Origin of the sequence: Listeria tempestatis (assembly GCF_963575625.1) — a bacterium.
Taxonomy (GTDB): Bacteria; Bacillota; Bacilli; order Lactobacillales; family Listeriaceae; genus Listeria; species Listeria tempestatis.
This window is the reverse complement of the sequence record NZ_CAUYTK010000014.1, coordinates 32595-58841: the sequence shown is the minus strand read 5'-3', so window position 1 is coordinate 58841 and position 26247 is coordinate 32595. Positions and strand designations below refer to the sequence as shown.

The following is a 26247-nucleotide window of genomic DNA, read 5'->3' as shown; positions in this document are numbered from 1 at the left end:
CAAAATGTCATCGCCCTAAACAAAGCATCGGTCAATATTTACGAGAGTTCCAAGATGGTGTTTGAAGATATTAAGTATCAGTTAAGTGATAACAAAGCGGCGGCGGTTCGGGCACTGGACAAGCAAGCGAATAAAGTAGTCGCTAACTTAGGCATACTTATCGCCCAACTAAAACGGGGGAGTATCAAGCTATAAAAGTGTTAACAAACCCTTATGAAAATTAAAATCCGCCCATTTTTTTATTAGCCCTAAAATATTTTTTGACGAAAAATAATAGAACTGAAAATCAAGCAACCATGCTATCATTAAAAATGCGCATTGCTTGATTTTTGGTTCTTTTTTAATTATGTTTTAGACTCTTTTGTTTTAATGAAAAATAATGTTTTGCGTTTGCCTAAAATGATATAATAATGGGGAAAGAAAAAATGATAATGGGGGCAGTGTCATGCGAACTTTACTCGAAAAGAGTACCAGAAGGAGAATGGAACTTCTAGAAATTCTTATCGCTGACAATCAGTGGTACAAATTAGAGGATTTAGCTGAACAATTGGATTGTTCGAAACGTACGTTAAATAATGACATTGCTGCAATTCAAAATGACTTAATGGATGGGTGGACACTTTTTACATCTCGGAAATTAGGGATTCAAATTCAAACACCTGAAAATGCGCATGTCGATAAATTATATCAATATTTTATGCAACGTAGTATTTCTATAAAACTTTTGCTTGGTTCTTTTTATACACAAAATTGGACGGTTGAAGAATGGGCTGACGAATTGTTTACAAGTCCTTCCTCGCTTTACCGTTTGATTCATCGTATTCGAAAGAAAATGGAAGTTTATGGGGTGGAACTTAATATTAATCCAGTTTATATAACAGGAAATGAGGCACAAGTGCGCTACTTTTTCTCGCAGCTTTTTTACACTGCTTTCGGTTTAGAGCGTTGGCCGTTTAAAGCAGATGACAGAGAAGCGCTTGATGCCTATATTAGCGCGCATGAAGCTTGCGTGGGTTACCGTTTTGTTTACCCGCAGCGACAGGAACGATTTTTTTGGCTGCAAGTCTGTATTGAACGGATAAGGCAGGGGTATTTCATTGATATGGCAGAAATTGCTATCCCGTTTTATGAATATGAGGATGATTTAGGAAATAGCTTTAAACAACTAGAGAGGGATACAGGGATCGTGTTGTCTGAGGGCGATCGTTACGGTATTAAGTTGTTCCAGTTGCAGGGGTTGGGCTATGAGCGAAAAGCGAATATTGAGGCGTCGCTTCGTTTCTTTGCACAGCATGCGCCGGAAAAATTATTGCAGAGTGAAGCGATTTTAGAGAGTATTGTGGTTTACTACGGGCATCCTTATCCGAGCAATAAAAATGAGATTTTGCTACAACTTTTATGTTATTTGCTATATTTAGAGCAATTTGTTGAGTTTGATAGTTTTATTGTATCAAAAAGGGGTTATGTGACGGGCGTTTTAGAAGAGGAGTTTCCAAGTTTTTGTGAGGCCGTTCGAAAAGCAGTAAAAAATATCGCAGACCCGCGTGTGAAAGCCGAAACGGTCATTTTTTTCTTAGGAACGCTTTGGGAAGGCTTAGTTATGGAGCAACGAAAAGAAATTGAACCAGTGCGTATTTTGGTTTCTTCGCAGTTAAGCGTCAGCAATACACGCTTTTTGAAAAGCATTATTGCTTCAAGATTTCAAGATCAGGTGGAGCTTTTTGAAATGACAGAACCAGATATTGTAGCGGAACAGTTAAAAGAGAAACGCATTGATTTTGTTCTTGCTGATTTTGCAACAGCACAGTATGACGGTATTCAAGTAGTGGAAGTTAACTATTTCCCTAGTGAGCGAGACTGGCGTAACATCCGAAAAAAGATTCGACACATTCAAAAAGAGCAAAATAAAAAGGAGTAATTAAGATGAAGAAAATAGGTATTTTGATTTTTGCGGCTTTATTTGCGCTTTCTGGCTGTGGCGATCAGGCGGGAACGGCTAGCGAAGGGCCAGTGGAACTGCACATTTCCGTTGCGGCCAGCTTAAAAGATGTGATGGAGGATGTAAAAGCAGATTATGAAAAAACGCATAAAGATGTTAAGCTAACTTTTGATTTTGCCGGGTCTGGCCAAATTAAAGAGCGCGTAAAAAGCGGGGCACCAATTGATGGCGTGCTACTTGCTAGCGAAAAGGATATTGATGATTTGATGTCACAAACAACGAATAAACAGCAGTTTGCTAGAAACACACTCGTTTTAATTGTGCCCAAAAAAAATGCAGTGAAAACGAATACGCAAGATATTGCCAAATTATTAATGTCGCTCGATAAAATTGCAATTGGCAACCCGGAATCTGTTCCTGCCGGGAAATATGCAGAGGAAACGATGGGAAGTTTAGGCGTTTATGACGAGCTAAAAGAGGAGTTAGTCCTCGCATCGGATGTTCGCCAAACACTTGCTTACGTTGCGTCGGGTAACGCGCAAGCGGGTTTTGTTTATCAAACGGATGCTTTAATCAGTAAAGATGTAAAAGTGTTGCAAAGTGTACCTGATGGTTTGCATTCAGAGATTGGATATTATTCGGGTGTGGTGGGGGATACGGATGCTCCTACGCAAGCGAGAAATTTTTTGAATTACATGGTCTCTGAAACGGGGCAGAAAATTTTGGCGGAGTATGGTTTTGAAACTATTGACTAATTAGTTTCTGTTTTACATGCCTTATAAAAAATGATAGCATAAACATAACTCGAATTTTTTTATGAGGAGATGACGATGAAGAAATTACTTTCAAATCGATTGTTACTACTAACAGTTTTTGCGTTTTGGCTAAAAACGGAAATTGTTTATTTTATGGAGTTTAATTTAGGCGTTGAAGGCGCATTTCAAATTTTCTTATTACTGATTAATCCAATTGCGATGGCACTTATTATATTTAGCTTAGTCTTTTTGATTCCAAACCGAAAGCTACGCACAATAGTTGCTATTATTGTGTATTTTGCCCTTTCCATGTTACTTTATGCGAACGTACTTTATTACCGCGAATTTAGCGATTTTCTTTCCGTCAATTTGATGACGAATGTTGGCAATGTTTCGGAAGGTCTAAACGGAAGTGCATTCGCCTTATTAAAATGGCAAGATATTCTTTACTGGCTTGATTTTGCATTCATCACGTTTATGCTAATCAAATACGGGAAGCCATATGCGGAAAAACGTCGTACGTTTAAGTTTCAACTTATTCCTCTTATTTTAGGCCTAGGGATACTTCTTTTAAATATTTCGCTAGCAGAAATTGATCGTCCGCAGTTGCTTACGAGGACATTTGATCAGCGCTATCTTGTGAAATATTTGGGCGTGAATACGTTCACGGCTTATGACGGGATGAAGCACATGAAAACTCAGCAAAAGCGCGTTCAAGCGGATAGCTCGGACACGGCTGAGGCTGAAAACTTTGTGAATACGAACCGCACGAGTACGGATAATGAGTACTTTGGGGTTGCAAAAAAACGAAATGTTGTGTACTTGCATTTAGAAAGCATTCAACAATTTTTAATCAATTACAAATTGGACGGCGAAGAGGTAACACCGTTCTTAAATCAACTTTATAATAGTGAAAACTCGTTTAGTTTTAGCAACTTCTATCACCAAACGGGGCAAGGAAAATCGAGTGATGCAGAAAACTTGATTGAGAACTCGCTATTTGGGCTTCCTCAAGGGTCGGCATTTTCGACCTACGGCGGCACGAATGAATTTCAGGCGGGACCAACAATTTTGAAGAATGAACAAGGTTACACATCAGCTGCCTTCCACGGCAACATTGGCTCGTTTTGGAATCGTAATAACGCCTACAAGCGTTTTGGCTATGATTATTTCTTTGATTCAAGCTACTACGATGTGACAAAGGCGAACTCAACGGACTACGGATTAAAAGATAAGCCGTTTTATGAGCAGTCGGTAGCTATGTTAAAGCAATTGCCAGAGCCGTTCCAAACAAAATTCATTACGGTTTCCAACCATTTTCCGTATCCCGTTTTTAAAGAAGATGTGGAATTTGCAAATCCTGGAACTAAAGATGAAACTATCAATAACTATTTTTCGACCGCACACTATGCAGATGAGGCAATTAAGGAATTTTTCGATGCTTTGAAGAAAGAAGGCTTGTATGAAAATACGATTTTTGTTCTTTACGGCGACCACTACGGAATCTCAAAATCGCGTCTAGACACGCTCGCGCCGCTTCTTGGGAAGGAAGAGTTGACGGAGTTTGATAAGGCGCAGTTGCAACGTGTGCCGTTTATCATTCATGCGCCAGGTATCAAAGGAAAAGAAATTACGACGCAAGCAGGGCAAATTGATGTGCAACCAACTGTGCAACATTTACTTGGCATTGACGGCTCGAAATACTTGCAACTCGGGAATAGTTTACTTTCTGATAAGCCAACTGATACAGTTGTATTCCGAAACGGTGATGTTATTACTTCCGAGTTCGCTCAAATTGGTTCCGCTATTTACCGCACGCGGACAGGCGAATTAGTGGAAGAGCTAACAGATGAAGAAAATAGTCGAATAACGGAAAGAAAACATTACGCCGAAACAGCTCTGCGGATTTCGGATGACATCATGCAACGTGACTTGTTGCGCTTTTATGAGCCGAGTGAAGATTTCAAAATTCCAAATCCAGCAAAAGTGGATTATAAAGTTTCGACGTCAGATATAAAATAGAACACAAAAATGACTCTGGCTATAGCTAGGGTCATTTTCACTCAAATTAGAAAGAAGGTGCGTTTTTGGATAAAAATGGATTTATGCAAGAAGCGATAAATGAGGCTAAAAAGGCGGCCGCAATCGGCGAAGTCCCAATTGGTGCCGTAGTTGTGCTAGACGGAAAAATCATCGGTCGTGGGCATAATTTGCGAGAATCCAGTCAAAATGCTGTAACGCACGCTGAAATGATAGCCATTCAAGATGCTTGCGGCCATCAAAAATCTTGGCGCCTTTCAGGAGCAGAATTATATGTAACGCTTGAACCGTGCCCAATGTGTAGTGGCGCCGTCTTGCTTTCGCGAATTGACAAAGTGTATTACGGCGCAAAAGATCCAAAAGCAGGAACCGCGGGAACGTTAATGAATCTTTTGCAAGATGAACGTTTTAATCATGTTTGTGAAGTAGAGGGAGGCCTTTTGGAAGAAGAAACGGGTGCGCTTTTGACGGATTTTTTCCGAGAGCTAAGAAAGCGTAAGAAAATAACAAAACAAAATGAAAACGAATAGTTCTTTTATACTAATTTGGGTTAAAATAGCTAGTCAAATGTTTTTGTGAACAAAATAACAAAAACGAATGTATAGTGAGTCCAATACTTTACAAGCCAATTACATATTAAAATAAAAAAATGGAAAAAGACTACTAAAGAACTAAATGAATTTCTGCAGAAATAGGATAAAATATACTGTATATAGAACTTATTCTAATTTAGAAAACTCTGCTTTAACCGAAAAAAGAGAAGTCAGCATGAAGAAAAATCAAAGTTTATACAAAAAGTCTTACGCGAAATCAGGTTGTTGACAATTTTTGGGGATTTTACATACGCTTGTGAATAAAATAACAACTAACGGGGCATCTTCAAATTGTTTTTTCACAAATTCGGTTAAGGGAGAACGTAAAAAGATTTAAAACAGAGAAAAAGGAGGGAAAAAGGGTGGATACTTTGTTTTTAGCCCGTTTTCAGTTCGCATCAACAACAATCTTTCACTTTTTATTTGTGCCGCTTTCCATTGGCCTAGTCTTTATGGTTGCGCTCATGCAAACATTATATGTTGTGAAAGGTAAAGAAGTGTATAAAAGAATGACAAAGTTTTGGGGGCATCTCTTTCTCATTAACTTTGCAGTAGGTGTGGTAACTGGTATCATTCAAGAATTTCAATTTGGAATGAACTGGTCCGACTACTCCCGTTTTGTAGGGGATGTTTTCGGAGCACCACTAGCTATTGAAGCTTTACTAGCATTCTTTATGGAGTCAACATTTATCGGTTTATGGATTTTTGGTTGGGATCGCCTCAGCAAAAAATTACATTTAGCGTGTATTTGGCTTGTATCAATTGGAACAATCCTTTCAAGTTTTTGGATTCTAGCTGCCAATTCGTTTATGCAACATCCAGTTGGCTTTGAATTTAAAAATGGTCGCGCCGAAATGAACGATTTTTGGGCACTTATTACAAACGGTCAATTATTAGTTGAGTTTCCACACGTTATTTTTGGTGCTTTTGCAACAGGCGCATTTTTCGTTGCAGGTGTCAGTGCATACAAAATGCTTAAAAAGCAAGATGTGGCATTCTTTAAACGCTCTTTCCAAATCGCCCTTGTTATCGCTGTAATTGGCGGTTTTGGAACAGCTTTCAGCGGACACTCACAAGCCCAATATTTGGTTAAAACGCAGCCGATGAAAATGGCAGCAACTGAAGGTATATGGGAGGATACTGCCGACCCAGCACCTTGGACGATGATTGCCGGTATCGATGTAGCTAACAAAAAAAATACTTGGTCCATTGAAATCCCGTATGCGCTAAGCTTCTTGTCCTACTCTACTTTCAGCGGTTCCGTAGAGGGTATGAATTCGCTTCAAAAGCAATACGAAGAGCAATATGGTCCAGGGGATTATATTCCGCCAGTACGAACTTCATTTTGGAGTTTCCGCATTATGGTATTAGCTGGTATGGTGATGATTTTAACAGCACTAATTGGTGTTATTCTTGCTTGGCGTAAAAAACTTGAGAATACGGGATGGTATTTACGTTTAATGGTCCCAATGATTTTATTCCCATTCATTGCCAATTCAATGGGATGGATTATGACAGAAATTGGACGGCAGCCGTGGGTAGTATTCGGTTATCAGCAAACGGCAGACGCTGTTTCGCCAAACGTATCAGCCGGTTCATTACTATTTTCAATTATTGCGTTTTCAACGATTTACGCATTACTATTAATCGTACTTGTTTATTTATTTATTCGTGAAATCAAAAAAGGACCTTATGGTGAAAATAAAGTAGAGACTACTTCTGTTGATCCATTTGATAAAGGGGGCGACAAAATTGTCACTGAATGAGTTATGGTTTTTACTTGTCGCAGTTTTATTTGTCGGTTTCTTCTTCCTAGAAGGATTTGACTTTGGTGTAGGGATGTCTACACGTTTCATGGCACGCAATGATTTAGAGCGCCGCGTATTAGTCAATACAATTGGCCCGTTTTGGGATGCCAATGAAGTATGGTTACTTACAGCTGGTGGCGCCATTTTTGCCGCATTTCCAAATTGGTATGCAACGATGTTTAGCGGTTACTATGTCCCGTTAGTTGTTTTCTTATTAGCCTTAATTGGACGTGGTGTTTCATTCGAATTCCGCGGTCAAAAAGATTCTGCCACTTGGCGTAAATTTTGGGATTGGGTTATCTTTTTCGGCAGTATTTTACCGCCATTCCTATTAGGGGTCCTATTCTCAAGCCTAGTACAGGGTATGCCAATTAATAGCGATATGGATATGTATGCAGGTTTCTTTGATTACATTACCGTCTTCTCAGTTTGGGGGGGCATAACGGTTACAATGCTTTGTTTACTTCACGGTTTAATGTTTATTACACTTCGTACAGAAGAAGATATTCAAGACCGCGCACGTCGCATGGCTAAACGCGTTTGGTTTATCACCGTTCCCGTTTTAGTGGTGTTCGTTGTCTTAGCCTTCTTCTATACAGACATTTTCCAAGCTCGCCCAGTTCTCGTGCCAACTTTAATTGGTATCGTAGTCGTGATGTACTTACTTTGTGCCTTCTTCCTATGGAAAGTTCGTGATGGACTGGCATTTACATTTGGCGGCTTGGGTCTAGCGCTCACAGTTGCGACTATTTTTGTAGGGCTATTCCCTCGTGTTATGATTAGCTCAATTGATTCTGCATTTGACTTAACCATTCATAACGCAGCTTCGGGACATTACTCCTTAACAGTTATGACCATTGTATCGGTGACATTATTACCGTTTGTACTCGGCTATCAAATTTGGAGTTATTATGTTTTCCGCAAACGCGTTTCGAGTAAGGAGAAAATGACGTATTAATGGGAAGAGATATTTTTAAGTACGAAGGTATAAAAAAAATACTTGCGATTCTTGCCGCGTTGACATTAGTTCAAGGCGCGGCAATTATCGTAATGGCAAGCACGCTTTCAGGGGCTATAACAAAGCTCTTTAATGGCGCTATCTTGTCTACAGTGGCGTTACAAATGGCTTTCTTTGCGGGAGCGCTTTTTGTACGCCATTTTTTAAATGTATGGAAAAAAGCTATTGTGTATAAATTCGCCTCTGATACGGGGAAAAAAATGCGCGAAGAATTGCTTGAAAATTTATTCGTCCTTGGCCCACGTTTTACGCGCGAAGAGGGAACTGGGAAAGTTGTAACCATGGTCATGGAAGGCGTACAGGACTTTAGGCGTTTTATCGAGCTGTTTTTACCAAAGTTTATCAACATGGTGATTTTACCAGTGATGATTTGGATTTATGTGCTGACACAAGACGGAAAGTCCGCTTTAATTTTGGCACTCACATTCCCTATTTTAATTTTATTCCTTATTATTTTAGGTTTAGCAGCCAAAAAACAAGCCGACTCGCAATTTGAATCCTACCGAATTTTGTCGAATCATTTTGTCGACTCATTAAAAGGGCTTGAAACCTTGAAATATCTTGGCTTAAGCCATAGCCATGAAAGAAGTATTGCAGATACGAGCTCTAGCTACCGAAAAGCAACGATGAAAACATTACGTGTAGCTTTCTTGTCTTCGTTTGCACTCGATTTCTTTACAATGCTCTCCATCGCTGTTGTAGCCTTATTTTTAGGACTTGGTTTAATCGACGGGCTCATTCTACTCGGACCAGCACTCACGATATTAGTTTTAGCACCAGAATATTTCTTGCCCGTTCGCGAGCTTGGGTCTGATTACCACGCAACGCTCGATGGCCAAGAAGCAGGGCGAGTTATTCAAGCCATTATTGATAAGGGGAAAAAGGAACGAGAAAAAATTACAGCAACGGCTTCGCCTGCATACACAAATACTTCTACGCTGAATTTAGCAGGCGTTACGGTCAATTACGCGGATGGTCATCAAGAATCGCTAGCCCAAGCTGATTTTGCCGTTTCTGGTTTGCAGAAAATTGGTATTATCGGTGCAACTGGCGCTGGGAAATCAACGATGATTGACGTCTTAAGCGGCTTTTTAGCACCAACGACTGGCGAAATCCAAATTGACGGCGCACCTGTTACGCTACACGACTATGCATGGCAAAAACAGGTGACCTATATTCCGCAACATCCGTATTTATTTCATGACACAATTGCTGGCAATATTAAATTTTATCATCCAGAATCAACGGATGAATCTGTGAGAATGGCGGCAAAAGCGGCCGGGTTAACGGCCTTCATTGAAAGTTTGGACGAGGAATATGAAACGGTAGTTGGAGAAGCTGGGCGGACTTTAAGCGGCGGTCAGGAACAACGAATTGCACTTGCACGCGCGTTTTTATCCAACCGACAAATCGTGCTCATGGATGAGCCCACTGCGCATTTGGATATTGAAACAGAGTATGAACTTAAACAGCCGATGCTTGATTTGTTTGAAAATCGGCTAGTATTTTTTGCGACGCATCGCTTGCACTGGATGCTCGAAATGGATCAAATTATCGTTTTAGACAAAGGGGCAATTGTAGAAACGGGAACGCATGCCGAGCTTGTTTCAAAAAAAGGATTCTACTATGACCTAATTAAAGCCCAATTGGAGGAGATTTAATGCTAAAAAATAGTTGGATTGGTCCTTATATTAAGCAAAACTTGGGACTCTTTTTAGTTGTTATTTTCCTTGGCGTACTAACATTTTCGGCGGGGGCGGCTCTCATGTTCACATCGGGGCATCTCATCTCAAAATCTTCTTTAATGCCAGAATCGATTATGGCCGTATATGTGGCAAGTGTTGGTGTCCGCGCATTCGGAATTTTGCGCTCAGTCTCAAAATACGTAGAACGCCTAAACAGCCATTCTTTAGTACTACGGATTTTGGAAAAAATGCGCGTTAGATTGTATCGGCTTTTGGAACCGCAGGCGCTACTTCTTAAATCCCGTTATCGCACGGGTGACATCTTAGGAATACTTGCAGATGATATTGAACATATTCAAAATTTTTATTTGACGACAATGCTACCGGCACTCATTAGCTTATTTTTATATGCTGGTGTTGTGATTGCGCTTGGCTACTTTTCAATTCCATTTGCCATTTTAATTTTAGTTTTAATCGGTGTACTTGTTCTCGTGTTGCCAGGCGTTTCAATTTTATATGCGCGCGGGAAAAATGCCTATTTGAAGCAAGGTAGAAACCGTCTCTATAGCCAATTTACTGATGCTGTTTTTGGGATTAGTGACTGGATGTTTAGCGGACGTGAGAAGCGTTTAATTGAAGGGTATGAGGATGATGAGTCAGCTTTATTAAAGGTGGAAACAAAGCAATTTCATTTTGTAAACTGGCGCGATTTTTTTAGCCAGCTAATTGTTGGCGTTATGGTCATCTTAATGGTTTACTGGAGTACAAATGAAGTGAGTGATGGCGCCATTTCTGGTACGCTAATCGCAGCATTTACACTTGCCATCATGTCACTAGGTGAAGCTTTTGTTCCTGTTTCAAGCGCTGTAAGTGACAAATCGCTATACCAAGATTCACTTGAGCGGCTAGATAAAATCGAAGACACAACACTACCTAATTTTGATGCAGAGACTAAGCAGAAAGCAAAAATTGAAACAACAGACGTCACATTGCGAGCAGAAAACATATCCTTTCAATACAATGAAAAAAGTTCTTTTGTTTTGAAAAATTTTAATTTTGAATTGCGACAAGGCGAAAAAATCGCGATTATCGGTCGAAGCGGCACGGGGAAATCAACTTTCCTAAAATTAATTCAAGGTGCACTCTTGCCAGTTGATGGCGAAGTTACAATGAACGGCGCAAGCCCAGCTGACCTCGGACCACAAATACCAGAAGTTGTTTCGATGTTAAATCAAAAAGCACATCTTTTTAGCACAACAGTGTTCAACAACATTCGCCTTGGGAATCCGAATGCCACCGCAGAAGAAGTATACGAGGCAGCCAAAAAAGTGCAAATGCACGATTTTATCATGAGCATGCCAAACGGTTATAAGACGCAAATGTCCGAAATGGGCGCGCGTTTTTCGGGCGGGGAACGTCAGAGGATTGCGCTTGCTCGGATTTTGCTTCAAAATACACCCATCGTAATTTTAGATGAGCCAACTGTTGGGCTTGACCCCATCACTGAACGCGACTTATTGCACACAATTTTTGATGCACTGAAAGGGAAGTCCGTTCTTTGGGTCACACATCATTTGGTCGGTGCCGAAAAAATGAATTCGGTGCTTTTCCTAGAAGATGGACAAATTTTAATGCAAGGAACGCATGCGGAACTAATGGCTAGTGAGCCGCGCTATAAGCGTTTATACGAACTGGACAGACCAATTCAGTTATAAAAAAGAGGGATAAAATGAGCGATTTTTTCATGGGCGTTGATATTGGGACGACAAGCACAAAGGCAGTTCTTTTTGATGAAAGCGGGAGCCAAGTGGCGCGCTATGCGGTGCATTACAATTTGGCTACCGATATTTCTGGGAAGGCAGAGCAAAACCCTGAAGAAATATTTGCAGCTGTCAAAAAAGCCATCTGGATGGTCATGACGGCGAGCAAAATTTCGCAAAGTGAACTTGCGGCCATTTCATTCAGTGCGGCGATGCACAGCTTGATACTAATTGATAAAACCGGCAAGCCGCTCACAAATTGTATCACTTGGGCAGATAGCCGTAGTCAGGCGGCGCTTGAAAATGCTAAACGCCATTTCTATCTCGAAAGCATTTATGAAAAAACGGGCACGCCCATTCACCCAATGAGCCCATTTGCAAAACTAGTGTGGCTTTTTGAAACGGCACCGGAAAAAACGGCGGCCATGCACATGGCATGCGGAATTAAGAGCTATGTTTTATACAAAATGTTTGGTGAGTGGCTAATTGACGCATCGCTCGCCTCCGCCTCTGGTCTTTACAATACAAAAGCAGGGTGCTTTGAAAAATCGGCGCTTGAAATTGTGCAGCTTTCAGAAGACAAGCTCCCGACCGTCGTTTCAGAACTGCACCAACTGAGCGGGCTCAGCACCGAGCTAGCGAGCGAAATGGGCATTTCACCTGAGACGGTTTTTGTTGTCGGCGCAAGCGACGGAGCCCTTGCGAATTTAGGACTCCAAGCGACTGCTCCAAATGATGTTACGGTGACAGTCGGCACAAGTGGTGCCATCCGCAGAATGACCACAACATTTCAAACTGACAGCCGAAGCCGCACATTTTGTTACCGCCTAACAGATGGGCTTTTCGTTCAAGGTGGCGCTGTAAGTAACGGCGGGAAAGCGATCGAATGGGCGATGGAGCAGTTTGCACCTCAAGTTGTGCGTGAAACTCGTGATTACGCTAAGCTCATGCAAAACGCAGCTGAAGAGCCACTAGGGTCTAACGGACTTTTATTTCTGCCGTACTTGCTCGGCGAACGTGCACCTTACTGGACGAGCAATATTCGAGCCGCCTTTTTAGGTGTCACCATCAATCACACGCCACCTGAGTTCCTGCGCGCAGCTATTGAAGGCGTTGCACTAAATTTGGCGAGCGTTTATTCCTCTATTGGGAAAAAAGAGGATGTGGTGTATGTTTCTGGCGGTATCGCCGCGCATACGTTTTGGTGTAGCTTGCTTGCGGACATTTTAAATCGCGAGGTACGCGTCACAAACACCGTCGAGGGATCTAGTCTTGGCGCCGCGCTCCTCGCAATGAAATCCCTTGGCAAGCGGCAAGACTTCAAACTGTCCACCAAACCCGCTATAAAAGCAGTCTACAAGCCGAATCTTGAACGCGCAAAAGCATACGGAGAACTACATAAAATTTTTGAACTTGCAACCATACAGCTAACCGGAGTCAACCGACAACTAATTGATTGGCAAAAAAATGTTAGAAATTAAAATTTCAGGGGAATAGTGAAATAATAAAGAAAAAGGGGTTTTTATGATGAACAAAAAAATTGTATGGATCGCCCTCATTTTAGTTGGCATCTGCTTACTTGGAACACTTCTTGCCACACTTGTCAGTATTTATTTAGTTTAATCTGAAAATCCCGGCATTGCCGGGATTCAGACTGCTGACAAATGGTGAGATTCTAGGCAAAGCCGAGTACCGAAGTGGAGCGTACTCGAGTACGTGAACCTCGGAACGGAGGGGTTCACGACGAAGATTGCCGTTTGTCAGCAGTCTGATTTTGTGTGGGCCGTTTTGTTTTGTGTAAACTTTAAGTTTTTCTTCAAGCTGAATCCTGGCTTTGCCGGGATTTTCTCTGTCTTCCTCTTGGCGATTTTACGCGGCTAAATTTATCCGTCGCAAGATTGATTTTTGCGATGACGCGCGATTTTGCTTGCACTTTTCCTCTAAAAAAGATAAACTAATGTTTGAGCCTTTTTATTTTAGGCTCCATTAATTTTGGTAGCAAATTTGCCGTGCTAGACGGGGAGATAGCGGCGCCCTGTAACCCGCAATCCGCTCTAGCGGGGTTGAATTCCCAAATTGAGGCTTATACCTGTCTGGCCTGCCACAAGCACGTGGTGTTGACGACTGGGTCTTGCGCAATGGAAGCCTGTGAACCATGTCAGGTCCGGAAGGAAGCAGCATTAAGCAGTGCCTTTTATGTGCCGCAAGGTTGCCTGGTCTGAGCTAACGACTGGTGTAACGCAGGTGGTTATATGTCGAACTTGGGTGCACGGCGTTAAATTTTAAATATAAACTCTCTTTTTATAAAAGAGGGTTTTTTCATGTTCAAATGATGCGCGACCACTATAAACGCTCTTTTTAAATAAAAAAGTGAAAAAGCGACGTAAAACTGTTACAATATGAGTATGACGTAACCTGATAAAGAAGGATGAAAAAGTATGCAGCACATCAAAAAACGAAAAAACATTATCATTTTAAGTATTTTAGCTGTCGTTGTGGCAGTTTTAGCCATTCTAAGTATTATTTTTGGCGTATTTCAAAGGCAAGAAGTGCTTGATAAATATGATGTAGCCTATGAAATAAACGGAAAGCTATATGAAGTTTTCCCCATTTCTTCAACAGATATCGGTGTGGATAAAAAGAAAGAAGATAAACATTTATATTTCCGTGTAAATAGTTACTACAATCTTGAATATTTGTTCCGCATCGCCTATGGTCAATATGAATTAAACGAACCATCTCTTGATAAAAACTATGCAGGGAAGCTTGATTACAGCATCGCAGACAACGCTTATGTAACGCAAGAAGATGTATACAGGACGAAAGACGATATGTACGCTGTTTATTCTTTTCATAATAAAAACGGGAAAGAAATCTACAAGTATAACCCGGAAGAAACGTCATCCGATAAATTTGTTACGCGAATTAAACCAACCATTTTACAAGGCTACAAAAAAAGTGACATTTCAAGCTACGACGATTTTCTGGATATAACCGAGCTTTTCAAAGAGAAGCTAAACAAAACGGTCAAAGTCCGTGTAGATGATGCGAAAAACATGGTTATATTTTCGATTAAAGAGGGGTAAAACCCAAATTAATTGGGTAGAGAAAAACCCTCAAAAGCTAGATTTTATTCTAACTTTTGAGGGTTTTTATTTGAACTTTCTTTTTCTTCCTCATCACGCTTCAACTTTGGTAGTTCTTTTAAATCATCTGGGAAAATAATAGAATAGTCACCGCGCTTGATTACTTTGCTATTGCGACTTTCTTCCGGCATATCAGATTTAAGAGCCACAGCTATCACCTCGATTTTATAAATTTAGTATAGCATGAAATCTAAAATTCAGAAATGAAAGTCGTTTTTTGTGAAAATCTACGCAATTGTGTGTAAGCGTTTTCTTTTTTTACACGCTTTTTGTTTAAGTGTGTAAATGATGAGGCATGCTTATTTCAAGGTTTTCGGTACATTTTGCACATGAAAAAATTGGCACATAAATTGCTATATAATTTAGTGTATCCACAAAAGCCTTATCATGAAACAGAGAGGAGGACTCCCGATTTTCGCAAGGCTTTGTTAGAGGATATTTATTAATCAAAGAAAAACAGAGGGAGTTTTGTTAGAAAGATAGCGGGTTATTTGGTTAATAAACGAAAGATTTTGTACTTATAAAAGGGAGGATTAAGATGAACGGATTAACAGCATTTTTAGAAAAATATTTTGTTCCAGTTGCAGCCAAAATTGGTTCGCAAAAACATTTAGTTGCATTACGTGATGCGTTTATTTCGACAATGCCAATTACGATGGCAGGGTCAATTGCTGTGTTATTAAATGCATTCTTTAGAGATTTTCCAACTGATTGGGGTTGGACAGGGTTTGTTCAGGCTATGCAGCCACTAATAGGGATTAATGGATATGTTTATAATGGGACACTTGCAATTGTGTCAATAATTTTTGCATTCTCATTAGGTTATAATTTATCAAAAGTTTATGAGGTGGATCGTTTAGCAGGTGGGTTAGTTTCTTTAGCGGCTTTCGTGATGAACTTAACCGTAACAATTAGTTTAGATGCTGTTAAAGCTGCTATTTCTGCTGCTAATGCTGATTTTGATATTAATAGCTTGCCAAAAGAGTTTACAGGTATTTATGGATTCTTTAATATGGGACAAGTAAACGGGACAGGTCTATTTACTGCTATGATTTTTGGCTTTATTTCAACCATTATTTATGCTAAATTAATGCGTCGTAAAATTACAATTAAAATGCCAGACTCAGTTCCACCAGCTGTAAGTAAAGCATTTGCTGCGATTATTCCAGCACTTGTAGCACTTTATGTTGTGGCAATTATTGATTGGGCATTCTTCAAAATTACTAACATGGATGTCATTTCTTGGATTTCAAAAACCATTCAAGAACCTTTATTGGATCTTTCACAAGGATACGGAGCGGTATTACTGGTCACTTTCTTAGTGCAATTACTATGGTTCTTTGGTATTCACGGACCAAACGTACTTGCGCCAGTATTAGAATCATTATGGGGGACAGCACAGCTTCAAAATATTGCTGCTGCACAAGAAAAAGTTGCGTTACCATTTGACTGGGTACGTGGTTCCTTCGATGCGTATGTATGGATGGGTGGCTCTGGTGGTACAATTGTACTTATCATTGCACTCCTTATGTTCTCTAAACGAGCAGATTCCCGTACGGTAGCAAAACTATCACTTGGTCCAGGTATTTTCAATATTAATGAACCAATTATGTTTGGTTTGCCGATTGTTTTAAATACCATCTACTTAATACCGTTTATTATTGCACCAATGATAATGGTAACAATCGCGTATTTTGCGACAACTCTAGGTCTAGTTGGGCCAGTTAAGATAGCGGTAGTATGGGTTATGCCGCCGCTTCTAAATTCATTCTTAGCAACAGGTGGAGATTGGATGGCTCCGGTTATTTCATTAATTAATATGATAATCGCCTTCCTCATCTGGGTGCCGTTTGTTATTACCGCAAACCGCGTGGGAGTTCCAGAAGAAGAAATGAAAGCATAAAATGTTTCTGGCTGGGGCTTTAGTGCCTCAGCCAGATTATTATGCGTTATAAACGCGCCAAAAAACAAAATTTAGTTAAGGTTTCTTATTGCAACGGGATACGCTTAACGTTAAAATATTACTTGAGGAGGTTTTCAAAATGATTATTGTAAATTGTCCAATGAAACGTGATTATGTAACAGATTTGCTTGAAAATTATAATGAAGATGGTGTAACTTTTAAAAAGGTGAGCGAAGTTGGAATGAAACTTAGTTTTGAAACTAATTTAGAAGACGAGGAAAAAGCAGCGCGAATTGCAAAAGATACGATAAAGGCAACGGAAATTGGTGCGGTCCTTTATTTCCAAGTGACTGTGGGTTAGTTATGAAAATTGCAAATGGATTGTTTATCATAAGTATCGGACTTTTGATTATTATGTTAAGTCCTTCTTATGGAAAAAATGGGGCGGCAAATGTGCCGTTTATGGTTACTGGCTTGGTCATTGTGTTAATTGGAGCCATTCTTGTCTTCATAAAAGTGAAAAAAGGAAAGAAAAATGATGGACAAGGAGGAGATAAGAAATGAATATCTCACAAAAATTATATATTTCGCAAAAAGAATGTTTTGATGCCATTATAAAATCTGTTATTTATGATATAAAGCAATCAACTGGTAAAAGTAAACAAATGCGCCAGTTGGAAGGGTTCTCTTACCAGCGAGATATGTCAAACGGTGCTCGTGCAACCATTGCAATCACAGAAGTAAAGCCGTATGAACAATATGTTTTTGAAACAAAAAGCCGTGTGAATACGCATATTACAACATATGCGATTAAAGCGACAAGTGAAGGTACATGTGAAGCTTCTTATCATGAAAAAATTGAAGCTGAAGGTACTGTGCAAAAACTAAATAATATGATTGTTGGTGTATTGTTTGGTCTTTTTAGAAGAAAACGTGCGAAAAATTTATTAAAAGCTATTGAACTTTCTGTTATTAATGAAAGTAAAGCAAAGAAACAAAAAGCCGCACCAAATGCAGAATAAAAAGTTAGAAGGTGTCCAGCGGTTTGGGCGCCTTTTTAAATGAAATGGGGAAGTTTACTCTTAACAAACTAGTCCGAAGTAAGCTATAATAAAATTATTAAGGTTTAGAGGAGAGTGGATGATGGCATATCAGGCATTATATCGTGTTTTTCGGCCGCAGTCGTTTGATGATGTTGTGGGGCAGAGTCATGTCACTAAAACGCTTCAAAACGCAATCACTCAAAACAAAACATCGCATGCTTACTTATTTAGTGGACCTCGAGGAACTGGGAAAACAAGTGCGGCGAAAATTTTTGCAAAGGCAATCAATTGTGAAAATAGCACAAATGGTGAACCGTGCAATGAATGTGATATTTGTAAAGGGATTACAGATGGATCAAATCCAGATGTTTTAGAAATTGATGCTGCCAGCAACAACGGCGTAGAAGAAATTCGTGATATTCGTGAAAAAGTAAAATATGCGCCAACCGTTTCCAAATATAAAGTCTATATCATTGATGAAGTGCATATGCTATCGACGGGAGCTTTTAACGCGCTCCTTAAAACGCTAGAAGAACCGCCGAAGCATGTTATTTTTATACTCGCAACAACAGAGCCGCATAAGTTGCCACTGACGATTATTTCTCGGGTACAGCGCTTTGACTTTAAGCGGATTACAACGCAAGATATTATTCAGCGCATGGCGTTTATTTTAAAGGAAGAAAAGATAGCTTTTGATGAAAAGGCGCTGATGATTATCGCTCGAGCTGCCGAGGGAGGCATGCGCGACGCACTTAGTTTGCTCGACCAAGTCATTTCTTATGGTTCAGAGGAAGTTAGCGTTTCGGATGCGCTTGAGATTACTGGCTCGGTAGCACATAATTTACTCACTGATTTAGTTGTGGCGATTTTAAACCAAGATGCAAGTTTGGCGATGGAACGCCTTTCTGCTCTGCTTAAAGAAGGTAAGGATCCCGTTCGATTGGTGGAAGATTTACTTGTTTTCTTCCGTGATATTTTGCTTTATCAGAAGGCGCCCAATTTGGAAGAGACGCTTGAGCGGGCTGTTTTAGACGAGGCTTTTCAGGAGCTAGCAAAATCGGCGAATGCAAGCCAAATTTATAAAGGCGTAGAGCTTTTAAATAAGGCGACCACGCAAATGAGGTTTTCAAACCATCCGGGTATTTATGTTGAAGTTGCCGTAGTGGAGCTGACACAACTGCGGGGCGAAAATCAAATTACACAAGGAGAGTCTAGTGCCGATGTTTCTGCCTTGCAAAATGAAGTGCGAGAACTGAAGCGGGAGCTAGCGGATATGAAGAAGCTTTTGGAGAACGGGGTTCGGGCGGACAATACCCATACGGAAAAAGTTGCCCGACCTAAAAAAGCAGCGATTAACAACTCGAAAAATTTTAAAGCACCTGTTGGGAAAATCAATCATGTGCTTGATGTCGCGAAAAAGAAGGATTTGCAATTAATTCGCGGCTGTTGGAGTGAACTTTTATCGATGTTAATGGCATCGCAAGCGGCTCTTTTAAATGATGCTGAGCCAGTTGCTGCCTCAGATGATACTTTTGTGTTAAAATTTAAACATGAAATTCATTGTCAAATGGCAATGGATAATCAATCTTTTGTTGAGACGGTTGAAGCGAGTATTTCAAAATTAACGAAGGTCAATTATCGTTTCATTGGGATTCCTGAAATTCAATGGTTTGAAGTGCGTGAAAACTTCTTGAAAACTCATACACCTTCTGAGGAACATGAGTCAGACGAGGAACTTCCAAAACCTGCGGTGGCGGACACTAATTCATTCGTTGAAGAAGCGGAAAAACTCGTAGGAGCAGATTTACTCGAAATAAAAGAATAAAATTTAATGATGAAGAGGAGAATTTTTTATGCGTGGAATGGGAAATATGCAAGGTATGATGAAACAAATGCAAAAGATGCAAAAGGAAATGGCGAAAGCACAAGCAGAACTTGAAGTGACGGAATTTACAGGGACTGCTGGCGGTGAAATGGTAACAGTCAAAATGAACGGCAAACGTGAGGTTCTAGACGTTATTATTAAAGAAGAGGTTGTTGATCCAGAAGACGTGGAAATGCTACAAGACCTTGTTTTAGCGGCGACAAATGATGCTTTAAAACAAGTGGAAGATACGACAGCTCAAAAAATGGGCAAATTCACACAAGGGATGAACATTCCTGGATTATAAGAGACGGAGCGGCAGAATGAAATGTTCTGCCTGCTTTTTTGAAAGTGAGCGATGAAAATGCATTATCCTGAGCCGATAACGAAGCTAATTGATAGTTTCATGAAATTACCAGGGATTGGGCCAAAATCGGCTGCACGCCTTGCTTTTTATGTGCTAGATATGAAAGAAGATGATGTGCTTGGTTTCGCCAAAGCACTTGTTGATGCTAAGCGAAATTTAAGTTTTTGCTCGGTTTGCGGGCATATTACGGACACCGATCCGTGCTATATTTGTAAAGATCATTCTCGGGATAAAAGCGAGATTTGCGTCGTGGAAGAGCCACGTGATGTTATAGCAATGGAAAAGATGCGCGATTATCACGGTTTATATCACGTGTTACATGGAACAATTTCCCCTATGGACGGAGTTGGCCCTGAAGATATAAATATTCCTGACCTCCTAAAGCGCCTGCAAAACGAAGAGGTGACAGAGCTTATTTTAGCAACAAATCCAAATGTCGAAGGGGAAGCAACCGCGATGTATATATCACGGCTCGTTAAACCAAGTGGCATTAAAGTGACACGAATTGCGCACGGGCTTCCTGTTGGCGGTGATTTAGAGTATGCTGATGAAGTCACATTATCAAAGGCATTAGAAGGGCGCCGAGAACTTTAACGAAATTTGAGGTGACGATTATGGAATCAAGAAGCGTTCAGCATGGTAGAAAAAAAAGAAAGAAAATGGGAAAGTTGCACAAGGAATATGATGCGTATTTGATGGAATTAATTGAAACGACACAAGAAGAGTGGCATAAACAAAAAGTGCTTCTACGTAAAAGTTTTAATTATAATGAGCGTTTAGAATATGAGGCGAAAAAGGCAGGAGCCAAATATTTTTATCTTTTTAAAGAAGCAAGAAAGCGCGGCATTAGTAATAAAAAATAATATAGGAAAGGTGGTAGATGAATAAAATCTACGCCTTTTTTTATTGAAAAATTTGTAAAATAATATAGATTTAAGTTGCATTGTCACAAAAAATTCAATAATGATTGTAGATTTATGAAAGTTAGATGTATAAATTGGCTAAAGAATCAATTAAACTAGGAGAGTTTAGGGGGAAAGCAAAAAAAGGAGTGAAATGAATGCATGAATTAATGCTTGAATTATACACAAAGAAAGAAGTGTATCATTATTTTAATGAACTGCAATTAAAAGAATTGTTAATGTCTAATTTACAAAGAACAGCAAAAAAAATCTGTATTGAACGGAGTCGGGAATTACTTTCAAAAAAAGAGAATACAAAAGTTTACTTTATTTTAAGCGGTATTGTGGCTGTGAAAAGAGACGGGAACCTGTTATACTTTCGGGGAGAAAATCATTTCATTGGACTTGAAACGATTTTATTTAGCGAAAAATCGGAATTTGTGACTTCGAACATTGGGAGAGTCGAATTAATCGAGTTTTCTAAAGTAGAGGTTCTTGAACTATTAATGGGGCTTCAAGAAGGATGGTTATATTGCTATTTAATTAATAAGGATCTGAACCAACTGCTTATGAGAAATTATAGCAACTTTCAGGCGAAACCATATGAACGTTGCAAGCAAATGTTAACGGATTTAGCTAAAGAGTTTGGCAGTTCAAGTGAGCCTAGTGCGGTCTTGCCAAAACAGTTTACTTTAAACTTATTAACCAACTACCTAGGGATTAGTTATGTGACCATGAGAAAAGTTTTAGAAATTCTACGAGACGAAAACTTTATCGTTGAGTCTGGAAGGCGAAAAGAAATCAGAATACAAACGGATTAATTAAAAAAACCTGAACCCCAAATGTTAGACCAAAAATCTAATATTTGGGGTTCAGTACACTATGAAAATGGTTTTTCGGTACGAAGATAGACTACATCAGGGGCGCTACTCACTCGTTCGCCGCGGTTTAGTTTGTCTATAATAAGCATTTCTTCATGCGTTAAAGAAAAGTCATAAATGTTCGCGTTTTCGCGAATTCGGTTTGGATGTTCAGACTTTGGAATGATGCAGTTATCGTTTTGAAGGTGCCAGCGCAAAACAATTTGAGCTGGCGTCTTGTCGTAACGTTTGCCAATTTGTTTAAGCTCGCTATCCATTAAAACCTGCCCTCTTCCAAGCGGGCTAAAAGCTTGGTGTGTGATATGTAAGTCATCTAAATAGCGATGCAGCAATTTGTTTTGGAAGTACGGGTGGGCTTCAAGCTGGTCGACAGCTGGCAGAACATTGGCTTTAGTGAGTAGGCGGTCGAGATGGTGCGCTTCAAAATTAGAAACACCAATTGCACGAACAAGACCTTCGTCATAGAGCTTTTCAAGCGCTTGCCAAGTTTCAAAGAAGGCAACTTGTTTGGGCCAGTGCACCAAATATAAATCGATTTGGTCGAGCTGTAATTTTTTGCGGGACGCTTCAAAAGCTTTCAGCGTCTCAAAAAAGCCCTGGTCGGTGTTCCACACTTTCGTCGTAACAAAGAAGTCCTCCCTTTTCAACCCAGAAGAACGAAAGAAATCACCCACAAACTGCTCATTTTGATAGAAAGCCGCAGTGTCAAAAAGGTGGTAACCGGCATCCGCCGCCGCTTCAAGTGAGTTCCGCAATTTAATTTCGTCGGTAATCTTGTAGACACCAAACCCGTGCTTGGGCATCAAAACGCCGTTGTTTAGCCGGACTTGGTCAGAAAATGCCTCAGTCATTTAAGCTCCTCCTCGCCTCATTTTATTTCAATCGATTTTAAGTTTTGCGAAATGACGTCTGGCTTTTCGTCAATTTGAATTTGAGCGGCAGTCGCATAGGCTCCTTCTAAAATGGGCGCATCGAATACGATAATCTCCTTATCAGACAGTTCGCCGACGGTTTCAATATTCATTTTGGCGCTGCCAAGGTCGTAAAAAGCATACACCTTATCCGCCTCATTTCGTTCGAAAGCTTCATTTACTTTATCAAAACTTGTGCCGATACCACCGTCATCTGTCCCGCCGCTATAGGTGATGCAAACATCTTTGGCCACCTGGCTCAAAATATCAAACACGCCTTTTGCGACATTGGCTGAGTGCGAAATAATCACAATTCCGTATGGCTTTGTCATTTAGCTACCTCCTCGCTTTTTAAAAGGGAGGCAAATAGTATGGCAGACGAGTATGCCCCGGGATCGAGATGCCCAATTGAACGCTCTCCTAAGTAGGAGGCGCGGCCTTTTGTGGCTTTCATTTCTTTTGTGTTTTCAAGAGCTGTCTGAATCGCGTCATGTGAAAATTCACCTTGTCGCATAGCGCGAATGACGGGCTCCCAAACATCAATCATTGTTTTCTCCCCAGCTTGTGATTTTCCTCGGTTTTTAATGCCGTCTAAGCCCGCTTCAAGCGCATCAGCGAGCTGTTCTTTGGTAAGGGTATCGGAATCTACGGCTTTGCTAATATTTAGAAAGGCGGAGCCATAAAGTGGTCCAGATGCGCCGCCAACCTTGCCGAGTAGGGTCATTGCGGTCGTTTTAAAGATATCTTTTAATGTTTCTGGAGGTTTTTCCGTAAAAGCGTTTTTTAGTTCGGTTAGTCCGCGCGCCATATTAATACCATGGTCACCGTCGCCAATAGCTTGGTCTAGGTCGCTTAAAAGTTGCTTATTTTCGATGATTTGGTCTGAAAAATCAGTTAGCCAAGTTATTGCCCAGTTTTTGTCATAAGTCATCATGAGTCCTCCTTACTTCCATGCAATCGTTTGAACAGGCAGATTTAACATATCCACCCACTTCTCGTCTTCAAGTTTTAAAATCGTAAGCGAAAGCCCCGCCATCTCAAGTGAGGTCATATAGTCGCCAACAAAAGTTTTTTCAACCGTGACATGTGCGTCACTTAAAAGCTCATGGACATCGTTTGCGAAAATGTATTGTTCCATTAGTGGCGTTCCGCCCATTCCATTCACAAGAACGATAACCTTATCTCTTGATATGAAATGATGCTCCTTATTAATACGGTCAAAAAGCTGTTTCGCGAGGTCTTTTGATGACATAATTTTTTCGCGGCTAAAACCTGGTTCACCGTGAATGCCGATGCCTAGTTCAATTTCATCATCAGAAAGCTCAAAACCAGGATGCCCAACCTCCGGAACCGTACATGGTGTAAGGGCTACGCCAATCGTTTTCGTTGCCTTCACCACTTTCTCACCAAGCGCTTTCACTTCCTGCAAACTCGCCTGAGCTTCCGCCGCCGCCCCAACAATTTTATGCACTAAAACCGTCCCAGCAACGCCACGCCGCCCAGTTGTGAATGTACTATCTTCTACAGCAATATCGTCATTAACTATAATTTGGTCCACTACAATGCCGTCCATTTCAGCAAGTTCTTTCGCCATATCAAAATTCATTACATCGCCCGTATAATTTTTAACAATTAAGAGAACGCCCTTGCCTTGGTCGGCCGCCTTAATACCTTCATAAATTTGATCAGGTGTTGGCGACGTAAAAACATCACCACAAACGGCTGCAGAAAGCATGCCTTGCCCGACATACCCAGCATGAGCAGGTTCATGACCAGAGCCACCGCCACTCACTAAACCGACTTTGTTAGGTCGTTTGTCTTTTCTTGCGATAACACGCGTGTTTGGAACACGTTCAATTAAATCTGGATGCGCTTTCACAATACCTTCTACCATTTGCTCGACGACTTGGTCTGTGCGATTGATAATTTTTTTCATGAAAAAAACCTCCTCCAAATTTTCCTACAGTTAAAAAATTCCCTGTGACAGGCTTCTTAAACTCCATTATAATATGTTTTTTATGTAAACGCTTAACAAGAAGCATTCTATTTATAAAAATGCTACAATAATGAATGGAAAAGGGGGAATTAGGATGGCTAGTCAAGAAAAGCTTCCGTTGTTTTCAAAAATGGAAGACCATGTGCGCCAGAATCCACTTTCGTTGCATGTTCCCGGCCATAAAAATGGCGTTTTAGCTAAAGAAGAATGGCAAAAATTTTTGAAATATGATTTGACGGAGATAAGCGGATTAGATGATTTGCACCACCCACAAGAAGCCATTAAAGAAGCGGAAACCTTATTAAGTTTAGCGTATAGCGCAGATAAAAGTTTCTTTTTGGTTGGCGGCACAACAAGTGGGAATTTAGCGATGATACTTGCTGCTGTTCGCCGCGGTGAGCGCGTTCTAGTAACTCGTGATGCACATAAATCGGTCGTGCACGCTCTTGAACTTGCAGGAGCTCGGCCAGTTTTTTTAAACACAAAAAAAGATGTTTTAACAGGTGTTTCAAGCGGTGTTGATGTGTCCTCAGTGAAGCAGGCATTTCGCCTGTATCCGGACATTGTGGCAGTCGTTTTGACGTACCCAAGCTATTACGGCACAACTTTTGATTTGGCGGAAGTGATTAATGTGATTCACCATTTCGGAGCGCTTGCTTTAATTGATGAAGCGCACGGAGCCCATTTTGCTGCGCATGATGCTTTCCCGAAAGATGCGCTTAGCTGCGGGGCAGATGCGGTCGTACAGTCAGCGCACAAAACCCTTCCGGCGCTTACGATGGGCGCTTTCCTACATATAAAATCGGATTCAGCGCGCCTGTCCTCGATTCGGCGCTATCTTCAAATGGTGCAAACAAGTAGCCCGTCCTATCTCGTTATGGCTTCGCTCGACTTCGCGCGCCAGTTTGTTGCTACTTATTCAGGGGCCGATTTTAAAGCATTTTTAGAAATGCGCGCCAAATGGATACGTTTTTTGGAAGAGGCGGGCTATACGGTTTTACTTCCCGATGACGCACTTAAATTGATAGTTCGAAAAGACGGCTATTCCGGATATGATATTGCGGCTCACTTTGAAGCAAACGGCTACTACCCCGAACTTTCAGATGACAAGCAAGTTCTACTGATTTTACCGCTGATTAAAAAGGGGACAAGGTTTGACCCGCTTCATACCCTTCTGGCGCTGCCTAAACCCGCTGTTCCGCTTGATACATTTCAATTCACCCCGCCTGAAATCACCGTGCTTTCGCTTTCATACACGGAAATGGCAGAACGAAATAGTGTTTTTATAAAGCTCGACCAAGCTCTCCATGCCGTCGCAGCCGAAAATGTATCGATCTACCCGCCTGGTATCCCCGGCGTCCTTCGCGGAGAAAAACTGACGGAAGCACATATCGCTTTTTTAAAAGCCATTTCCGCCAGACATTTCCACGGAGGAGAAAGGCTAAAAGATGGTGAGATTGCGGTTTATGTATGAGTGAGTTCAATATTTTTATAAAGGGAGGTGCTTTTTCGTAAAGTAACCTCCTTTTCGAGTCTGAATAATTTATTAATATTAAATTATTAGAATATTGTTTGTGAATATAATTTAATTTGTGATATAATGAACTTGTTAAATAACAACTAAGAAGGAGAGAGT

The 26247-nt window shown here is 40.6% G+C and carries 26 protein-coding genes and 1 other RNA gene; 22 read left to right on the top strand and 5 right to left on the bottom strand.

Annotated features, from left to right (window positions below; all coding sequences use genetic code 11):
- The 12 genes from R8923_RS13005 to R8923_RS12950 form a co-directional block, all read left to right on the top strand.
- On the top strand, positions 1 to 195 hold a 195-nt coding region (locus tag R8923_RS13005; protein WP_485873182.1), incomplete at its 5' end, for a hypothetical protein.
- 250 nt (positions 196 to 445) lie between these two features.
- Positions 446 to 1918, top strand: coding sequence for an AcpB/EbpR/MafR family transcriptional regulator (locus tag R8923_RS13000; protein ID WP_485873181.1), 1473 nt, complete (start codon positions 446 to 448; stop codon positions 1916 to 1918).
- 5 nt (positions 1919 to 1923) lie between these two features.
- Complete coding sequence (modA, locus tag R8923_RS12995; RefSeq protein ID WP_485873180.1) at positions 1924 to 2694, top strand: molybdate ABC transporter substrate-binding protein; 771 nt, start codon at positions 1924 to 1926, stop codon at positions 2692 to 2694.
- Positions 2695 to 2769: 75 nt separating this feature from the next.
- Positions 2770 to 4716, top strand: a complete 1947-nt coding sequence (locus tag R8923_RS12990) for an LTA synthase family protein (RefSeq protein WP_485873179.1) — start codon at positions 2770 to 2772, stop codon at positions 4714 to 4716.
- 65 nt (positions 4717 to 4781) lie between these two features.
- A complete protein-coding gene (tadA, locus tag R8923_RS12985) occupies positions 4782 to 5264 on the top strand; it encodes a tRNA adenosine(34) deaminase TadA (RefSeq protein ID WP_485873178.1) in 483 nt (160 codons plus the stop codon).
- 425 nt (positions 5265 to 5689) lie between these two features.
- Entirely contained in the window at positions 5690 to 7093 is a 1404-nt protein-coding gene (locus R8923_RS12980) for a cytochrome ubiquinol oxidase subunit I (RefSeq protein ID WP_485873177.1), read from the top strand.
- Positions 7080 to 8093 (top strand): cytochrome d ubiquinol oxidase subunit II, encoded by a 1014-nt coding sequence (cydB, locus tag R8923_RS12975; protein ID WP_485873176.1) that lies wholly within the window; start codon positions 7080 to 7082, stop codon positions 8091 to 8093. Before R8923_RS12980 ends, cydB begins: the two co-directional genes overlap by 14 nt.
- Positions 8093 to 9814, top strand: a complete 1722-nt coding sequence (gene cydD / locus R8923_RS12970; RefSeq protein WP_485873175.1) for a thiol reductant ABC exporter subunit CydD — start codon at positions 8093 to 8095, stop codon at positions 9812 to 9814. Before cydB ends, cydD begins: the two co-directional genes overlap by 1 nt.
- On the top strand, positions 9814 to 11553 hold the full coding sequence (gene cydC, locus R8923_RS12965) for a thiol reductant ABC exporter subunit CydC (protein WP_485873174.1): 1740 nt from the start codon (positions 9814 to 9816) through the stop codon (positions 11551 to 11553). The genes cydD and cydC overlap by 1 nt, the downstream gene beginning before the upstream one ends.
- Positions 11554 to 11567: 14 nt before the next feature.
- Positions 11568 to 13079 carry a gluconokinase gene (locus tag R8923_RS12960; RefSeq protein ID WP_485873173.1) on the top strand — a complete coding sequence of 504 codons (1512 nt, stop codon included), beginning with the start codon at positions 11568 to 11570 and terminating at the stop codon, positions 13077 to 13079.
- A 526-nt stretch (positions 13080 to 13605) separates the two neighbouring features.
- Positions 13606 to 13871: signal recognition particle sRNA large type (ffs, locus tag R8923_RS12955), an RNA gene on the top strand.
- A 165-nt stretch (positions 13872 to 14036) separates the two neighbouring features.
- Complete coding sequence (locus tag R8923_RS12950) at positions 14037 to 14684, top strand: hypothetical protein (RefSeq protein ID WP_485873172.1); 648 nt, start codon at positions 14037 to 14039, stop codon at positions 14682 to 14684.
- Between the two features lie 44 nt (positions 14685 to 14728).
- On the opposite strand, the gene R8923_RS12945 is transcribed toward R8923_RS12950, so the two are convergent.
- Positions 14729 to 14893, bottom strand: a complete 165-nt coding sequence (locus tag R8923_RS12945) for a hypothetical protein (RefSeq protein ID WP_485873171.1) — start codon at positions 14891 to 14893, stop codon at positions 14729 to 14731.
- Between the two features lie 389 nt (positions 14894 to 15282).
- On the opposite strand from R8923_RS12945, the gene R8923_RS12940 reads away from it, so the two are divergent.
- The 9 genes from R8923_RS12940 to R8923_RS12900 all read left to right on the top strand — a co-directional run bounded on the left by R8923_RS12940 (position 15283) and on the right by R8923_RS12900 (position 21644).
- Positions 15283 to 16647, top strand: coding sequence for a PTS sugar transporter subunit IIC (locus tag R8923_RS12940; protein WP_485873170.1), 1365 nt, complete (start codon positions 15283 to 15285; stop codon positions 16645 to 16647).
- A 139-nt stretch (positions 16648 to 16786) separates the two neighbouring features.
- Positions 16787 to 17008, top strand: a complete 222-nt coding sequence (locus R8923_RS12935) for a hypothetical protein (RefSeq protein ID WP_485873169.1) — start codon at positions 16787 to 16789, stop codon at positions 17006 to 17008.
- Positions 17009 to 17010: 2 nt separating this feature from the next.
- Positions 17011 to 17211, top strand: a complete 201-nt coding sequence (locus tag R8923_RS12930) for a DUF3188 domain-containing protein (protein ID WP_485873168.1) — start codon at positions 17011 to 17013, stop codon at positions 17209 to 17211.
- A complete protein-coding gene (locus R8923_RS12925; RefSeq protein ID WP_485873167.1) occupies positions 17208 to 17669 on the top strand; it encodes a DUF3284 domain-containing protein in 462 nt (153 codons plus the stop codon). The genes R8923_RS12930 and R8923_RS12925 overlap by 4 nt, the downstream gene beginning before the upstream one ends.
- Before the next feature lie 121 nt (positions 17670 to 17790).
- Positions 17791 to 19515 (top strand): DNA polymerase III subunit gamma/tau, encoded by a 1725-nt coding sequence (dnaX, locus tag R8923_RS12920; RefSeq protein WP_485873188.1) that lies wholly within the window; start codon positions 17791 to 17793, stop codon positions 19513 to 19515.
- 28 nt (positions 19516 to 19543) lie between these two features.
- Positions 19544 to 19861, top strand: a complete 318-nt coding sequence (locus R8923_RS12915) for a YbaB/EbfC family nucleoid-associated protein (RefSeq protein WP_485873166.1) — start codon at positions 19544 to 19546, stop codon at positions 19859 to 19861.
- 57 nt (positions 19862 to 19918) lie between these two features.
- Positions 19919 to 20515: a recombination mediator RecR gene (recR, locus tag R8923_RS12910; protein WP_485873187.1), complete on the top strand. Its 597-nt coding sequence runs from the start codon at positions 19919 to 19921 to the stop codon at positions 20513 to 20515.
- A gap of 20 nt (positions 20516 to 20535) precedes the next feature.
- Positions 20536 to 20784, top strand: coding sequence for a YaaL family protein (locus tag R8923_RS12905; RefSeq protein WP_485873165.1), 249 nt, complete (start codon positions 20536 to 20538; stop codon positions 20782 to 20784).
- Between the two features lie 197 nt (positions 20785 to 20981).
- Positions 20982 to 21644: a cyclic nucleotide-binding domain-containing protein gene (locus R8923_RS12900; RefSeq protein ID WP_485873164.1), complete on the top strand. Its 663-nt coding sequence runs from the start codon at positions 20982 to 20984 to the stop codon at positions 21642 to 21644.
- A 59-nt stretch (positions 21645 to 21703) separates the two neighbouring features.
- On the opposite strand, the gene R8923_RS12895 is transcribed toward R8923_RS12900, so the two are convergent.
- From R8923_RS12895 to dhaK, 4 genes are read right to left on the bottom strand one after another with little or no spacing between them, the layout of a single operon-like run.
- Entirely contained in the window at positions 21704 to 22555 is an 852-nt protein-coding gene (locus tag R8923_RS12895; RefSeq protein WP_485873163.1) for an aldo/keto reductase, read from the bottom strand.
- 17 nt (positions 22556 to 22572) lie between these two features.
- Positions 22573 to 22947: a dihydroxyacetone kinase phosphoryl donor subunit DhaM gene (dhaM, locus tag R8923_RS12890; RefSeq protein WP_485873162.1), complete on the bottom strand. Its 375-nt coding sequence runs from the start codon at positions 22945 to 22947 to the stop codon at positions 22573 to 22575.
- Positions 22944 to 23546: a dihydroxyacetone kinase subunit DhaL gene (gene dhaL, locus R8923_RS12885; protein ID WP_485873161.1), complete on the bottom strand. Its 603-nt coding sequence runs from the start codon at positions 23544 to 23546 to the stop codon at positions 22944 to 22946. The genes dhaM and dhaL overlap by 4 nt, the downstream gene beginning before the upstream one ends.
- 12 nt (positions 23547 to 23558) lie before the next feature.
- Positions 23559 to 24551 carry a dihydroxyacetone kinase subunit DhaK gene (gene dhaK / locus R8923_RS12880; RefSeq protein WP_485873160.1) on the bottom strand — a complete coding sequence of 331 codons (993 nt, stop codon included), beginning with the start codon at positions 24549 to 24551 and terminating at the stop codon, positions 23559 to 23561.
- A 154-nt stretch (positions 24552 to 24705) separates the two neighbouring features.
- Between dhaK and R8923_RS12875 the strand changes: the two genes are divergently transcribed.
- Positions 24706 to 26085: an aminotransferase class I/II-fold pyridoxal phosphate-dependent enzyme gene (locus R8923_RS12875; protein WP_485873159.1), complete on the top strand. Its 1380-nt coding sequence runs from the start codon at positions 24706 to 24708 to the stop codon at positions 26083 to 26085.
- Positions 26086 to 26247: the final 162 nt, after the last annotated feature.